At 64.8% G+C, this 14,213-nt stretch carries 11 protein-coding genes and 1 pseudogene; 8 read left to right on the top strand and 4 right to left on the bottom strand.

Going from position 1 to position 14,213, the window contains the following annotated elements; translation table 11 throughout:
* Nucleotides 1-14: 14 nt before the first annotated feature.
* Complete coding sequence (locus NATOC_RS08235) at nt 15-797, bottom strand: RNA methyltransferase (RefSeq protein ID WP_015320973.1); 783 nt, start codon at nt 795-797, stop codon at nt 15-17.
* 1,116 nt (nt 798-1,913) lie between these two features.
* On the opposite strand from NATOC_RS08235, the gene NATOC_RS08240 reads away from it, so the two are divergent.
* The 4 genes and pseudogenes from NATOC_RS08240 to NATOC_RS08255 all read left to right on the top strand — a co-directional run bounded on the left by NATOC_RS08240 (nt 1,914) and on the right by NATOC_RS08255 (nt 5,833).
* Nucleotides 1,914-3,143 carry a Cdc6/Cdc18 family protein gene (locus tag NATOC_RS08240; protein ID WP_015320974.1) on the top strand — a complete coding sequence of 410 codons (1,230 nt, stop codon included), beginning with the start codon at nt 1,914-1,916 and terminating at the stop codon, nt 3,141-3,143.
* Between the two features lie 102 nt (nt 3,144-3,245).
* A pseudogene (gene folP / locus NATOC_RS08245) lies at nt 3,246-4,109 on the top strand (dihydropteroate synthase); the annotation flags it as partial.
* A gap of 403 nt (nt 4,110-4,512) precedes the next feature.
* The gene (locus NATOC_RS08250) at nt 4,513-5,205 is read left to right on the top strand and encodes a 6-hydroxymethylpterin diphosphokinase MptE-like protein (protein ID WP_015320976.1); all 693 of its coding nucleotides are present in this window, start codon (nt 4,513-4,515) and stop codon (nt 5,203-5,205) included.
* A gap of 298 nt (nt 5,206-5,503) precedes the next feature.
* Nucleotides 5,504-5,833 carry a hypothetical protein gene (locus NATOC_RS08255; protein ID WP_015320978.1) on the top strand — a complete coding sequence of 110 codons (330 nt, stop codon included), beginning with the start codon at nt 5,504-5,506 and terminating at the stop codon, nt 5,831-5,833.
* Nucleotides 5,834-5,963: 130 nt separating this feature from the next.
* Here the strand turns inward: NATOC_RS08255 and NATOC_RS08260 are convergent, their stop codons facing one another.
* On the bottom strand, nt 5,964-6,968 hold the full coding sequence (locus tag NATOC_RS08260) for a TIGR04024 family LLM class F420-dependent oxidoreductase (protein ID WP_015320979.1): 1,005 nt from the start codon (nt 6,966-6,968) through the stop codon (nt 5,964-5,966).
* 243 nt (nt 6,969-7,211) lie between these two features.
* Here NATOC_RS08260 and NATOC_RS08265 point away from each other — a divergent pair, with 243 nt between their 5' ends.
* From NATOC_RS08265 to NATOC_RS08280, 4 genes are all read left to right on the top strand, one after another.
* Nucleotides 7,212-8,954, top strand: a complete 1,743-nt coding sequence (locus NATOC_RS08265) for an ABC transporter substrate-binding protein (protein ID WP_015320980.1) — start codon at nt 7,212-7,214, stop codon at nt 8,952-8,954.
* 57 nt (nt 8,955-9,011) lie between these two features.
* The gene (locus NATOC_RS08270; RefSeq protein WP_015320981.1) at nt 9,012-9,887 is read left to right on the top strand and encodes a phosphatase PAP2 family protein; all 876 of its coding nucleotides are present in this window, start codon (nt 9,012-9,014) and stop codon (nt 9,885-9,887) included.
* Between the two features lie 38 nt (nt 9,888-9,925).
* Nucleotides 9,926-11,332 (top strand): cryptochrome/photolyase family protein, encoded by a 1,407-nt coding sequence (locus NATOC_RS08275; protein WP_015320982.1) that lies wholly within the window; start codon nt 9,926-9,928, stop codon nt 11,330-11,332.
* A 73-nt stretch (nt 11,333-11,405) separates the two neighbouring features.
* The gene (locus NATOC_RS08280) at nt 11,406-11,708 is read left to right on the top strand and encodes a HalOD1 output domain-containing protein (protein ID WP_015320983.1); all 303 of its coding nucleotides are present in this window, start codon (nt 11,406-11,408) and stop codon (nt 11,706-11,708) included.
* 5 nt (nt 11,709-11,713) lie between these two features.
* Here NATOC_RS08280 and NATOC_RS08285 read toward each other — a convergent pair whose 3' ends face one another.
* Nucleotides 11,714-12,787 (bottom strand): Gfo/Idh/MocA family protein, encoded by a 1,074-nt coding sequence (locus tag NATOC_RS08285; protein ID WP_015320984.1) that lies wholly within the window; start codon nt 12,785-12,787, stop codon nt 11,714-11,716.
* Between the two features lie 238 nt (nt 12,788-13,025).
* On the bottom strand, nt 13,026-14,213 hold the full coding sequence (locus tag NATOC_RS08290) for an ABC transporter ATP-binding protein (protein ID WP_015320985.1): 1,188 nt from the start codon (nt 14,211-14,213) through the stop codon (nt 13,026-13,028).

Consider the following 14,213-nt stretch of genomic DNA (forward strand, 5'->3'; position numbering starts at 1 on the left):
GCGAACGGTCCGGTTCAGTCCTCGGCGGGGCGTTCGGTCGCCCGTCGGAGGATTCCCAGCAGTGTATTTGCTTCGCGCTCGGTCAGGTCGGCCCGCCCGAACACCCGACGGAGCATCCGCATCGTCTTGTCACGTTTCTCGTCGGGGTGGTTGAGTTCCGCAAGCAAGGCACCCCACTGATCGTAGAGCCGATCGAGCGTCGGCTCCGGCGCTCGGGTGCGCTCGAGTTCCGGCAGCTGGGTTTCCGTCAGTGTGAGCGTTCGGAGTTCGTACAGCGTCACCGTCGCGGCCTGTCCGAGGTTCAACACGGGGTACTCCGCGCTGGCGGGGATCGAACAGATCTCGTCGATCCGTGCCAGCTCCTCGTTGGTGAGTCCGACCCGCTCGCGGCCGAAGACCAGCGCCGTCGGCGCCTCGACGGTCGGCAGCCGTTCCGCGAGTTCGGCGGGCGTCGAATAGGGGTAACGCACGTGGCTGCGGTCGTCCTCGTTCGTGACCGCTGTGCAACCGATCGTGTGGTAGTTCTTCGCGAGCTCGTCGAAGGAGAGCTCGGTCGCGTCCGGGAGGACGTCCTCCCGGGCGTGACCCGCGTAGCCATAGGCTTCGCCGTCGGGATCGAGCTCCGGCGGATCGACGAGCAGCAAGTCCTCGAATCCGAAGTTCTTCATCGCGCGGGCGATAGTGCCGACGTTGCCGGGCGTTTCGGCGTCGACGACCGCGACCGCGGGCGGCGTTCGGTCGCTCGTCACACCCGAGTCGGGGTCGTCCGTGTCGTCGCGGTCCGACGTCTCACTCATGATTCGACGGCGTGTTCGGACGGCTTCTCGTGGGCGCTTCTCGAGGACGGACTGGCGAACCGAGAGTCACAAAGACGATTCGGTGCGTGCATACCGCTGCTAACGACCGTGATCGCAAAAGCCGACTGATACGGGGTCGAGTGGAGAGACGGCGGCGACGGTCGACAGACTGGGTGGAGTGAAGGAGCGACGGTCGGTGAGGACGTCCCCGTCCGCCGGGTCGTGTTGATCGAGGCGGACGTCCTCGGTCTGTCGTTGGGTCCGTGCTCGTCTCGATGGACCGGTTCGGAATCGAGATTCGACGGCGTGTTCGAGCGGATTTGTCGGGGACTATTACAGAGTCAGTTAGAGTGGGTAGAGAGAACTAGTAGTGTAGAATAGGTATAATATATAAAATAAATATGATAGGAAGAATAGGTACGATTAGTGCGATAGGTATGGTAGGCAAGCTAGTAGAGTTGGTAGGATAGCTAGAATAGTTGTTGCTAGAGTAGTCTCGGAGTAGCTTCGGTATCGGACGGCTGTTCGTTGCTTCTGCCGTCGCTTGCGGGTCGTCAGTCAGCCGTCTCGTTCTCATCGGTCTCGCGGATTCGAGGACACACACCCCCCTCGCGTTTGTAACGCCGTACACGTGTGGGGGGTCTGTTCGGCAACACACCTCCGTCGCGGTTGTAAACCAGGGGGTTCAGGGCAAATCGGGGGCGAATTTCGGCTCTCAGCTCGACCCCACCCACCCGTTCGCCGTTACATCCGCGAGGGGGGTGTGTGTCCCCCGACGGATCGTTTGACACGTTCGAAATTCCACGCTCTACTGCTTCCCGACCGCCTAATCCGCCGGTTTGGAATACGAGAGGTACTGCTCGATCACTACCCGATCGTCGATTCGGCGCAGTTCCCACGGTACGCGTCCTCGGCCGCCGTTACATCCGCGAGGGGGGTCCCCGTCGACAGTTCCCACGTTCGCGAACTCTGCTCACAAGCGCGAGGGCGGCGATAGTTCGCCTCTCGACTGACTGGTGGGAAGAGTGGCGCTTCGGGCCTCTCGGGCGGATCTTACATCCGCGACCGATCTCCATACATTTATTTCAGCTCGGTGGGAAGGGACGGGGTACTGCAATGTCCGCGAACGACGACCGTGATCCGCTCTTCCGATACGACGATCCGATCTTTGCCGACGAGCGGCTGCTCGAGATCACGCACCTGCCCGGTCCGGACCGGATCGTCGGCCGCGACGAGCAGATGCAGCGGGTAGCCGACGCGTTGAATCCGGCTATCTTCGGGAGCGAGCCCAACCACCTCTTTATTTTCGGTAAGACCGGAACCGGCAAATCGCTGATCTCCCGGTCGGTCACAAAGCGGGTGATCTCGGAGGCCAAGCGAGACGACGTCACGGTCAACTACGCGTTTATCGACTGTGGTGAACAGAACACCGAGGCCTCGATCGTCAAGACGATCGCCCAGCTGGTCAACGACCCGGAGCAAAGCGGGATCACCGTCCCCGACCGCGGACTGGGAACGGGCGACTACTACAAGCGACTCTGGCAGGCCGTCGATCGCTGTACCGACGTCACGATCGTTATTCTCGACGAGATCGACATGCTCGAGGACGACGAGGTGCTCCGAAAACTCTCGCGGGCGGGGGAGAACCGGCGAATCTCGGACTCGAGTATCGGCATTATCGGCATCTCGAACAAGATCGACTTCCCCGATCACCTCTCCGAACGGGTCAAGTCAAGTCTCTCCCGGGACGAACTCGTCTTCTCGCCGTACGACGCCAACCAGCTCGTCGAGATTCTCGAGAAGCGCCGGGACGCCTTCCACGACGAGGTGCTCTCGGGCGACGTTATCCCGCTGACGGCAGCACTGGCCGCCCAGGAACACGGCGACGCGCGCAAGGCGATCGACATCCTCCGGAACGCGGGCCGAATCGCGAAGAAACAGAACGCCGACCGCGTCACCGCCGACCACGTCCGGGACGCCAAGGAAAAGACCGAGGCCGACCGCTTCAACGAGCTGATCGAGGGCTCGCCCCAGCAGGCGAAGGCGATCCTTTACTCGCTGACGATCCTCACCGAGAACAGTTCGGAGAAGGAGTTCCCGACGAAGATCATCTACAACCAGTACAAGGAGGTCGCCCGGCGGCTCGACTTCGACGTCCTCTCGGAACGACGGGTGCAGGAGATCCTCCAGGAGCAGAACTTCCTGAACGTCATCCAGTCCGAGCGCGAGGGCCGAGGACGCGGGCGGGGCGCCCACGCGAAACACCGGCTGCTCGAGAACCCATCGATCGTCAAGAAAGTCCTGTTGCGGGATTCCCGGCTCGCACCGCTGGAAGCGGACGCGTAGCCGTCGCCCGTCTCCGGGCGGCGTTTCGGAACCGTCGACTCCCGCGTCCTCGTCGTTCGCCGGGATCGCGGTACCTTTCTACCTCGGTTCCTCAGGGGCGGTATGGACAGCGTCGACGCGGCCGGGCTCGGGATCGGCGACGGCTATCCGACCCGGATCATGGGCGTGCTGAACGTCAGCGAGGAGTCGCCGTACGATCCGAGCGTCTACGACGACCCCGGCGAGGCGGCCCGTTACGTGGACGAGGAGCTGATCGGCGAGGGTGCCGACATCGTCGACGTCGGCCTCGAGTCGGCGAACAAGCGCTTCGAGGTGCTGTCGGCCGAGGAGGAGCTCGAACGGCTCCACGTCGCCTGCGAGACGATCGACCGTGTCGAGGGCGAGGCGATCTTCTCGATCGAGACCCGATACCACGAGGTCGCCGACGCGGCCCTCGAGCAGGGGTTCGACATGGTCAACGATATCTGTGGGTTCGCTGATCCGCGGATGCCCGCGGTCTGTGAGTCCCACGCCGCCGCCGTCGTGAAGATGGCGAGTCCGTCGGATCTCGAACGCCCCGGCGCAGTCGAGGAAACCGACTGGGCCGCCCGGCGGTCGCCCGCCTGGGCCGAACGGGCCGACTACGTCGACCAGGTGTACGAGGCGCTGAAACAGAACGGGCTCACCGACAGGACGATCGTCGATCCCGCCTTCGGCGGGTGGAGCGAGACCCAGACCGTCGCGGACGATCGAGAGACGTTCCGCCGGCTCCAGGAGTTCCGGGACCTCGGACGGCCGATTCTGGTCTCGATCAACCGGAAGAACTTCCTCGGGGAACTCGTCGACCGGGAGACCGAGGACCGACTCCCCGCGAGCCTGGCAGCGACCGCGATGGCGATCGAGCGCGGCGCGGACGTCGTCCGGACCCACGACGTCGCGGAGACCAGGGACGCGGCCGTGATCGCGGATGCGTTCGGCGAGCGGAGCGGATAGCACGGAACCGATCGAACGCGCCACTACCGGGCCACGATATCGTCGATCGCGACTCAATCGTTTTCACCCGATTTCGGCGAGCAGACCGCCCGTTTATCGCCTCCAAACTCGTTATTCCCATCTGGTAAGTCAAGAGAAAGCTTATGTTGGAGGCTCCGAAAGGACGTGATGGACGCCGGGCGGTCTCCCGGGTAGGGGTACTTTGGAGGCGACGCCCGGCCCACAACACGGCATTATTGTGGCGTTGCATCGACCAGCTGCGGCGCCGTCAGAAGGACCGACACGCTTCCCGAACGTCAGCCGACGCTCTCACCTGTCGAGAGATCGCCGTATCGAACGCGCCGTCCCGGCCTCGGCGAACGCACAGACACATACCTCGTCGGTACGGAGAGGACGTATGGAGTTCGACGAGTGGGAACCGGTCTACGACGCGATCAGACGGGAGTTCGGCTACGATCGCCACGGCGACGAGCGCGCCCGGGACGTCCTCGCCGAACTTACGGACCCGTTCGACCTCCGGCGCCTCGACGCCGCCAGCGGTGCGACCGTCGCGGTCGTCGGCGCCGGCCCGACGCTGTCGGACGAGCTCGCCGTCGCTCGCGAGGCCGACGTCGTCTTCGCGGCCTCGACGGCCGCCGATACGCTCCTCGAAGCGGATATCGACGTCGACTGTATGGTCACGGACCTCGACAAGAACCCCGACACCGTCCGTCGACTAACCCGGCAGGAAACTCCGGTCGCCGTTCACGCCCACGGGGACAACATCTCACAGCTCCGGGCGGTCGTTCCCAACTGCCGCGACGACTGGCTCCTGCCGACAACGCAGGTCGCGCCTCGCGGTCCGGTTCGGAACGTCGGCGGCTTTACCGACGGCGACCGAGCGGCGTTTCTCGCGGACCGCCTCGGCGCCGGGGAACTCCGATTTGTCGGCTGGCTGTTCGACGACCCATCGGTCGATCCCACGAAAGCCCGGAAGCTCGTGTGGGCCGAGCGACTGTTGTACTGGCTCGAAACCCGTCGTGACGAGCGGTTCGACGTCCTCGACGGCCGTCGGTCGACGATCGAGACGGTCTCGCTGCCCGTCGACTGAGAGAGACCGTCGACGGCAGTTGTCCCTGCGAGGAACACGGTCCGGATCGGGATCACCTCCGCTGGTTTCGGTCCTCACGGGAACAGGTCCGTCGTCCGAGCGAACCCCGAATATCAGAAATTCTTATTATAACGCGTGAACAACGTTCGCCCGAAACACCGCTTTCGTGTCGAGACGGCCGACGCGAGACCTGGTGACGACGGATGGTTCCGTCAGATCGTTCGTCGCTTCCTCTTTCATTTTAACTACCGTTTTATCGACAAGAAAGCTTATGCCGGGATGCTCAACTTATGGAATTATGTCATCCGACACTTCGGTGCAGAACGACACCTCCGGTGGCCAGCCCGATCGGCTTCCGAATCTGGTGACGATCGTCGGCCGCGGAGTGCCGTCGAACTTCGAAATTGCGGTCGACGGCAAGATAGAAATGATCGCGGACGATCCCGTCGCGGAAGGAACGGTCGTCTCCGGCGGCGTTGCAGAAGGAGCGATCGAGGTCGGCGTTCAGCGGTTTCGGTTCTCCGGCCAGATGGCAAACGTCCACGTCGTCGACTGGAACGGCGTCGAGATGCCCGACTCCGCACACACACCCGAGGTGCACGTGGATTACGGTGTCTCAAACCGCTGATGGGAGCCACCGGCCGACGTTCGCTCTCGATCGCCTCTGCATCGAGGGGTTCAGTAGTTCGATTTCGACTTGCTATCCTTCTCAGACTCGTCTGTTCTCCGTTCGATCGGAGCGGCGACCCCAATCGGACTCATCGCTCCGGCGCGAGCGCCTCGATCGTCGCGTCGATCTCGTCACGGTCGGCACCGCGCGGGAATCCGATCGCGACGTCATCGACGCCGTCGATACGTTCGAACTTCCGCAGCTCCTTGCGGGCCCGCTCGGGCGTGCCAGCGGCGCCGAGATCGTCGAGCATCGCGTCCGGAATCCGCTCGACGGCGCGGTCGTGCTCGCCGTTTGCCCACGCGGCGGCGATCTCGGTTGCCGCCTCCTCGTAGCCCTGACGGGCGAGTGACTTTCGGTAGTAGGTCCCCATCGCGCCGACGTAAAACGCCAGATGCTGGCGAGCGAGCCGACGTGCACGAGCACCGTTCTCGAGGGCACACGCGGTCACCGAAAGCGTAACCCGAACGTCCTCGGGAGCGCGATCACCGAGCTCCGCACCGCGTCGGAGGTCCTCGAGACGGTTCTCGAGCCCCTCCGGAGTGAACACGATCGCGTGCCAGCCGTCGGCGAACCGGCCTGCGAGCTCGACCGACTTCGGTCCCATCCCTGCGGCGTCGATCGGGACCGGCTCCGACGGCGGGTCACACCGAAGACGGAACCCCGACAGCGAGAAGATATCCCCGTCGTAGTTGACCGTCTCGCCGCTCATTACTGCACGCATGATCTCGAGATACTCGCGCGTTCGTCGGAGTGGACGCTCGAACTCGACGCCGTGCCATCCCTCGATGACGGCGGGGCCGCTCGGCGCGATCCCCGCCCGGAGCCGTCCGTCGGCGACCTCCTGGAGGGTCGTCATCGTCTGTCCGAGCAGTGCTGGCGACCGAGAGTAGACGTTGACGATGCTAGATCCGAGGCCGATCTCGTCGGTTTCGCGAGCGATCGCCGTCAGGACGGTCACCGCGTCCCGACCCCAGGTTTCGGGTAGCCAGGCGTACTCGTAACCGTAGCGCTCCCCGAGCGCTGCGAGTTCGACGAACGAATCGACCGACGGCTGTGCTGCGACCGGAAGGTGTAGGCTTCTGACAGTCATCTGGATCACCGGGCGGCCTCGCGTGGCTAGGAGCTCCCGTCGACACCAGACCGCCTCGACCGCTCGGACGGTCCGAACCGGGAGAGACGTTCTATCGTACACGATCAACTGTTTTAATGTTTCTCCCCACGATCCTCACGAGACGATCACGGCAAAACCACCGGAAACCCGCCCGAAAACCGGTATTCGACCGCTCGGATCGGGAGTAAGTCCTATACGCGACGGCGCCGTACCGGGACGCATATGGACGACGTCGGTTCTCCGACGACGCGTCGGGGGATACTCGCGGGAACGGCTACCGGTATCGCCGGCTCGCTCGCCGGCTGTACGGAGCGACTCTGGTCCAGAGCCGAGAACCCGGGACCGGAACAGGTCTCGCTGACGATCAAGGCCGTTCCCGCGGACGACGATATCGTCGCCGCGAAGATTGCGAGCCAGCTTCGGGAAAACCTCGAGGCCGCCGGGATCGACGCGACGTTCGAGCCGATCGCCAAGGCCGAGCTGTACCGTGATATTCTTCTCGAGGACGAGTACGACGTCTTCGTCGCCAGACATTCCGGGCTCGACGAGTACGACGCGCTTCGTGGACTGTTGCACTCGCGGTACGCCAACGAACGGGGGTGGCAGAACCCGTTTCAGTTTTCGAACGTAACCGTCGACGACCTGCTCGAGACGCAACTCACCGCCACCGGCGAGGACCGCGAGCGAGCGCTCGCAGAGCTGTTCGAGCATCTCACCGAGACTGTTCCGTACACGACTGTCGCGTTCCCGTCGCGGATCGGTGCCGCCCGAGAGCCGCTCTCGGAGTCGATCTCCGGTCCCCCGTACCGGCCGCTCGACTACCTCGAGATCCTCTCGCAGGAGTCCGAGGACGGCCCGCGGGAGCGACCGCTCGAGGTCGGTGTCTTCGGCGAAGGACTCACCGACCGGCTGAACCCGCTCGTCGTCGACTCCAACCGGGTCCCCGCGTTGCTGGAGCTGCTCTACGAGCCGCTGGCGTACCGGACCGACGACGGACTGATCGGCTGGCTCGCCGAGGACGTCGAGTGGAGCGAGGGAGCGTTGCTCGAGGCGACGGTGACCCTGCGTGCCGATCACTCCTGGCACGACGGGCGCTCGCTGGACGCCGACGACGTCGCCTTCACGTATCGATTTCTCCGGGACACGTCCCTCGGTGAGGCCGAGGGTGGCGTGCCGGCGCCGCGATACCGGGGCCGACAGCGCCTCGTCGAGAGCGTCGAGGCAGTCGACTCCCGGACCGTCGAGTTCTCCTTTCGGACGACGAACCGGGAGACGGCACTCCGGGCGTTTCGAATTCCGGTGTTACCGGCCCACATCTGGGAGCCGCGTTCGGCCGTCGTCGGTGACCGCCAGACCGAGGCGCTCGTCGACGACAACGAGGAACCGATCGGATCGGGACTGTTCGAGCTCGCAGCCGTCACCGACGACACCGAGGTCGAACTCGAGCTCTTTACCGATCACGTCTTCTACGACGACGATCGACCCTCGCTTCTGGAGGGGTTTCCACAGTACGAGGGGATCAGGTTCGCCGTCGCACCGAACTCGGGAGCTGTCGTCGACCTGCTCGAGGACGAGGAGATCGATCTGACTGGCACTCCGCTACCGGCGGACGAGACGGCTCTGATCAGTGACCTCTCGGGTCGGACCGTGCTAACCGAACGGACCGACGAGTTCTACATGATCGGCTACAACAGTCACCACGAGCAGCTGGGTAACCCACACTTCCGGCGGCTCCTCTCGCGGCTCCTCGACCGGGAGCACGCCGTCGACGAGCTGTTCGCCGGCTTCGCGGAGCCGGCCCGAACGGTGAGTTCGCTGTTCGGACTCCGCGACAGCGAACTGGCCGTCGAGGAGTCCGAGATCACCGCGTTTCCCGGCTCCGACGGAGCGATCGATTCCGAACGGGTGCGATCGCTCTTCGAGGACGAGAACTACCGGTACGAGGACGGAGCCTTGCTCGAGTGACGCCGTCCAGATGGATGACCGGGCGCTATTAATGTCTCCCGTGTCGTACCGTCTTGCATGACGCTGCTCGAGGTCGTCCTCGAACTCGCGCTCGTCGTCGTGACGATGCTCGTGACGGCGACGCTTGTGTTCGTGGGCCCGCGGCGGATCGCGGCCGCGATCCGGGGGTACCGGTGGCGGCTCGAGGCCTGCCTGCTCCCGGTCGTCGCGCTTGCGGTCGTGCTCGCGTTGCGGTGGTCGACCCGGGATATCGTCCTGCGGATCGAGCGTCGCGTGATCGGGCTCAATATTACTCACGACCTGTTCGCGCTCGAGCAGCAGCTGTTCGGCGAGACGCCGGTGGTGCTTCTCCAGGCGATCCAGACCGAGTTCCTGACCGAATTTTTCGTCTTCGTCTACATCTACGGCTATGCGTTCCTGCTGTTGTTCCCGATCGTCGCCTACTTCGCGCTCGAAGAGATGGACGACCTCTCGACGCTGCTGCTCGCGTTTACGGCCAACTACGGGATCGGGCTGCTCTGTTATATCGTCTTTATCGCGTACGGACCGCGGAACTTCGATCCGCTCGTGTTCGAGCCGCTGTTGTACGACGCCTTCCCACAGTCCCGGACGCTGACAAACCAGGTCAACCAGAACACGAACGTCTTCCCCTCGCTGCATACGTCGCTGTCGATGACGGTGTTTTTCCTCGCATGGGTGACCCGAAAGCGGTACCCGCTGTGGCTCCCGCTGTCGGGCTTTCTGGCGATTAGCGTCGCGCTCTCGACGATGTATCTAGGAATCCACTGGTTCCTCGACGTCGTCGCGGGGACCGTGCTGGCCCTGATCAGCGTCTACATCGGCGTCAACTACACCGTCGAGGGACTCCTCGAGACCGGACGCCGGTACCTCGGACGACGGTTCGAGCGGTTCGGGAACCCGGGTGGCGAGTAGGGCGAGCAGCTTTTATCGCGGCGGCCGTCGGAACGGCCGTGATCCTTCACTGGCATCGCAGCGATCTGCGAGCGGTCGACAACCGGGGTCTCGCTCGCGCCGCTCGTGACGACCGGGTGCTTCCCCTGTACGTTCTCGATCCGACCGTCCTCGAGCACGCCTCACCCGTCCGGGTCGCCTGTCTCCTGGAGGCGCTCGGGGCGCTTCGATCGTGGTACCGGGATCGGGGTGGCGACGTCCTCGTCGTTCGCGGCGATGCGAGCGAGGTTCTCCCGGCCGTGGCGACCGACCGCGACGCCGCGCGGGTCGTCTGGAACGAGGACGTCGGCGGGCTCGCCCAGCGGCGCGACAGCGCAGTCCGGACGGCCCTCGAGGACGTGGGTGTCGACCACGAGTCGGTCGTCGACGGGCTCCATCACGAGCCCGGCTCGATCTCGCCGAACGAGGGCGAGCACTACTCGGTGTTTTCGTACTTCTGGAAGAAGTGGCGCGACAGGGAGAAAGCCGATCCGGCTGCGGCGCCGACCGGGGAGGACCTCGCGGGCTTCGAGGGCGAGCGCGGGTCGCTTCCGTCGGTCGCCGACCTCGGGTTCGAGGACCCTGAAGCGGATCCACAACCGGTGACTCGAACGGCGGCCCGGGAGCGCCTCGAGGCGTTCTGCTCGGGACCGATCTATCGGTACGCGGACGATCGAGACGTCCCCGCGGCGGCTGGGACATCGCGGCTCTCGGTACATTTCAAGTGGGGGACGATCGGCCCGCGGGAGGTGTACGCCGCGACCGAACGAGCCCGCGAGGACGCCGAAAGCGAGGCCGAACGGGAGAGCGTCACCGCGTTCCGACGGCAGCTTGCGTTCCGCGAGTTCTACGCCCACGTGCTGGCGTTCAATCCCGAGAGCGTCACGGAGAACCTCAAGACCGGCGAGAACGCAATCGAGTGGCGAAACGACCCCGACGAGCTCGCGGCCTGGACGACCGGAGAGACCGGGTATCCGATCGTCGACGCCGGGATGCGCCAGCTCCGGACGGACGGGTGGGTCCACAACCGCGTCCGGATGCTGGCTGCCTCGTTTCTCACGAAAGATCTGCTGATCGACTGGCGGAAGGGGTACGACTGGTACCGTCGCCACCTGGCCGACCACGAGACCGCGAGCGACGTCGCGGGCTGGCAGTGGGCGGCCTCGACGGGCGCGGACGCCCAGCCGTACTTCCGGGTGTTCAACCCGATGAAGCAGGGCCGGGAGTACGATCCCGACGCCGAGTACATCCGCGAGCACGTCCCGGAGCTCGCGGACGTCCCCGCCGAGCGGATCCACGAGTGGGATGAGCTCGTCCCCGCGGACCGGGCCGAGCTGGCGCCGGCGTACCCCGAACCGATCGTCGACCACTCGAGCAGGCGCTCGGCGGCGATCGAGGCGTTCGAACGAGCGTCCGGCGGGAAGTAGCCGACCCGTACGGCCGTTGTCAGAAACCGACACGGAACAGCATTCTTATCGACGGCTGGCTGGTAGCGTCCGTATGGCCGCCCCGAGCAAGAGGTCGCCGGATCCGGACGGGGACCGTCCGTCGAAGGCGATTATCGCGGCGATCGCCTGTCACGAGGGCGTCGACGTAACGGCAGTCGAGCCCCCGGCGTACGATCCCCTGTACAGCGTCGTGGACCCCGGCGCGCTCGACGAGATCTTTCGGGAACACGCCTCACCCACGACGCGGGTTACGCTCACGTACGCCGGCTACGAGGTTATCGTCTTCGGCGACGGCCGGGTCGAGGTCACCGATCCGCCCACCGGCGAGACGGTCGCACGCCGGTTTCGTGACTGAGACGCCTACTCCTCGCCGATCGTGACCGTGCCGCCGGTCTCGCTCGAACGGTAGATTCCGTCGATCACCCGCTGGACTGCCAGGGCCTGCTGGACGCTGTCGCTGACGTCGTCGTCGCCGCCCGCGATCGCGTCGAAGAACGCCCGCTGTTCCTCGGTGTGGGTGTCGTTCTGTCGAGTCTCGATCGAGGTGTCCTCGAGGTGATCCGGTCCGGCCGTGCTCGCCGAGTGAACCGAGAGATCGCCGTCGAGGAGGTCGAACACCGCGGCCGATTCGGTCCCGCGGACGACGAACTCGTTGTTCTCCGGGCGGTTGGTCGCCCAGGCGACCTCCAGTGAGATCGTGCGATCGTCCTCGGTCCGGATGAACGCGCTCGCGGAGTCGTCGACGTCGAAGCCGGCCGGCCCGGCGTCGTCGCCCCACATCTCGAGGTAGGCGTACTCCTCCTGGGTGCCGAACTCGCCGCGGGTGACGCCGTTTACCTCCGTGACCGTCGGATATCCGAGCAAGTACAGCGAGAGATCGATCGCGTGAACGCCCAGATCGATGAGCGCGCCGCCGCCGGCGATCTGGCGGCGGGTGAACCACGACCCTCGCCCGGGGATCCCCCGCCGACGGACGTAGTTCGCCTCGACGTGGGTAACGTCTCCGAGCTCGCCGCGGTCGATCCGGTTTCTGACGATCCGAACCGTGTTCGCGAACCGGTTGTTGAACCCGATCATCCCGAGCCCGTCGCTGTCGGCCGCGGCGGTCGCGATCCGATCGGCGCTTTCCAGGGAGTGAGCGAGCGGTTTCTCGAGAAGCACGTGGCGGTTCCGATCAAAGGCGTCGACCGCGTACTCCTCGTGGTACTTGTTCGGCGTCGTGATGATTACGGCGTCGACGTCGTCGTACAGCTCCTGGTGGTCGTCGTAGACGTCGACGTCGTATCGTCTGGCGAACCGGGTCCGAGCGTCTGCCGCAACGTCCATCCCGCCGACCAGGGGGACGTCGAGGTCGAGGAGCCGCTCGGCGTGGTAGCGGCCGATGTTCCCGAGGCCAACGATACCGGTTCTGATATCGCCTCGTGCTGTCGTCATGTCGTCGTCCGTCGTTGTGAGTGGTGGTTCGGCATGGTGGTTCGAGTTCGGGACACTCGTGCGGACGTTTGCAGTCAGTTTCCTTTGTTCCGTCGTTCGTTCACCGGTGCGATTCGTTACACGAGCGGTTTTGCTGTGTCTACTGATAGCTATTCTCAATGTAGGTGAAACTATCGGCCCACAGCCGTCGCCGGATCCCGAGCGGTCGTCTCGAGGACGGAACGTGATCGACGACGCCTCAGTCCTCGGCCTCGGTCGGGGTCGTTCCCGGCTCCGATCCCGAGCGGTCGGCGATTCCGTGGACGAGCGCCTCCCCGCTCGACGTATCGAAAAGATGAATTTTCGAACCGTCGAAGACGACTTCGACGGCTTCCCCCTCCCTGAGATCGGTGTCCGGCGAGACGCTCATCAACAGCTGATCGGACGACGTCATCGGATCCTCCTCCATCGACTGCTCCGCCCCTTCATCGAGCAGGAGGTAGACGAAGATCTCGTCGCCCATCGGCTCGAGGACGTCCGTCGTCACCTCGATCGCTCCCGTCGAGTGGGCCAAATCGTCGGCCCCGCGCACGAGATGAACGTCCTCGGGTCGAACGCCGAGCGTGACGTCGTCGCCGACGCCGACGTCGGAGACCGTCGCGGGATCGAACTCGAGATCGAAGTTCTCCGTCTCGAGGCCGTCGGCGACGACCGTTCCCTCGGCGAAGTTCATCGAAGGGGAGCCGATGAAGCCGGCGACGAACAGGTTGGCGGGCTGGTTGTAACAGACCAGCGGCGGGTCGATCTGCTGGAGCTGGCCCGCGTTGATGACGGCGATCCGATCGGACATCGTCATCGCCTCGGCCTGGTCGTGGGTGACGTAGATGATCGTCGTATCCAGCTGCTTGTGCAGGCGCTGGAGTTCGGTCCGCATGTGGACCCGGAGCTTCGCGTCCAGGTTCGCCAGCGGCTCGTCCATCAGGAAGACGTCCGGATTGCGCACGATCGCGCGGGCGATCGCGACGCGCTGGCGCTGGCCGCCGGACATCTCGTCGGGCATCCGATCGAGCATCCCCTCGAGCTGGACGATCTCGGCGGCCGTCTCGACGCGGCGTTCGATCTCTTCGTCCTCGAACGTCCGCAGCCGGAGGCCAAACGAGATGTTGTCGAAGACGTCCATGTGGGGAAACAGCGCGATGTTCTGGAAGACCATCGCGACGCCCCGGTCCTTCGGTGCGAGGTTCGTGACGTCCGTTTCGCCGATACGGACCGTCCCCTCGCTGGGCCGGGTCAATCCCGCGATGGTCTCCATCGTCGTCGACTTGCCACAGCCCGAGGGGCCGACGAGACAGACGAACTCTCCGTCTTTGATCTCGAGGTTCATGTCGTCGACCGCGACAACGTCCTCGTACCGTTTCGTAACGTGTTCGAGTTGTACTCGTGCCAT

The organism is Natronococcus occultus SP4, assembly GCF_000328685.1.
Classification (GTDB): Archaea; Halobacteriota; Halobacteria; order Halobacteriales; family Natrialbaceae; genus Natronococcus; species Natronococcus occultus.

What these genes read in the sequence shown, in the direction of transcription:
- NATOC_RS08235 (WP_015320973.1), bottom strand. Translation starts at nt 797, where the DNA reads ATGAGTGAGACGTCGGACCGCGACGACACGGACGACCCCGACTCGGGT.
- NATOC_RS08240 (WP_015320974.1), top strand. Translation starts at nt 1,914, where the DNA reads ATGTCCGCGAACGACGACCGTGATCCGCTCTTCCGATACGACGATCCG.
- NATOC_RS08250 (WP_015320976.1), top strand. Translation starts at nt 4,513, where the DNA reads ATGGAGTTCGACGAGTGGGAACCGGTCTACGACGCGATCAGACGGGAG.
- NATOC_RS08255 (WP_015320978.1), top strand. Translation starts at nt 5,504, where the DNA reads ATGTCATCCGACACTTCGGTGCAGAACGACACCTCCGGTGGCCAGCCC.
- NATOC_RS08260 (WP_015320979.1), bottom strand. Translation starts at nt 6,968, where the DNA reads ATGACTGTCAGAAGCCTACACCTTCCGGTCGCAGCACAGCCGTCGGTC.
- NATOC_RS08265 (WP_015320980.1), top strand. Translation starts at nt 7,212, where the DNA reads ATGGACGACGTCGGTTCTCCGACGACGCGTCGGGGGATACTCGCGGGA.
- NATOC_RS08270 (WP_015320981.1), top strand. Translation starts at nt 9,012, where the DNA reads ATGACGCTGCTCGAGGTCGTCCTCGAACTCGCGCTCGTCGTCGTGACG.
- NATOC_RS08280 (WP_015320983.1), top strand. Translation starts at nt 11,406, where the DNA reads ATGGCCGCCCCGAGCAAGAGGTCGCCGGATCCGGACGGGGACCGTCCG.
- NATOC_RS08285 (WP_015320984.1), bottom strand. Translation starts at nt 12,787, where the DNA reads ATGACGACAGCACGAGGCGATATCAGAACCGGTATCGTTGGCCTCGGG.
- NATOC_RS08290 (WP_015320985.1), bottom strand. Translation starts at nt 14,213, where the DNA reads ATGGCACGAGTACAACTCGAACACGTTACGAAACGGTACGAGGACGTT.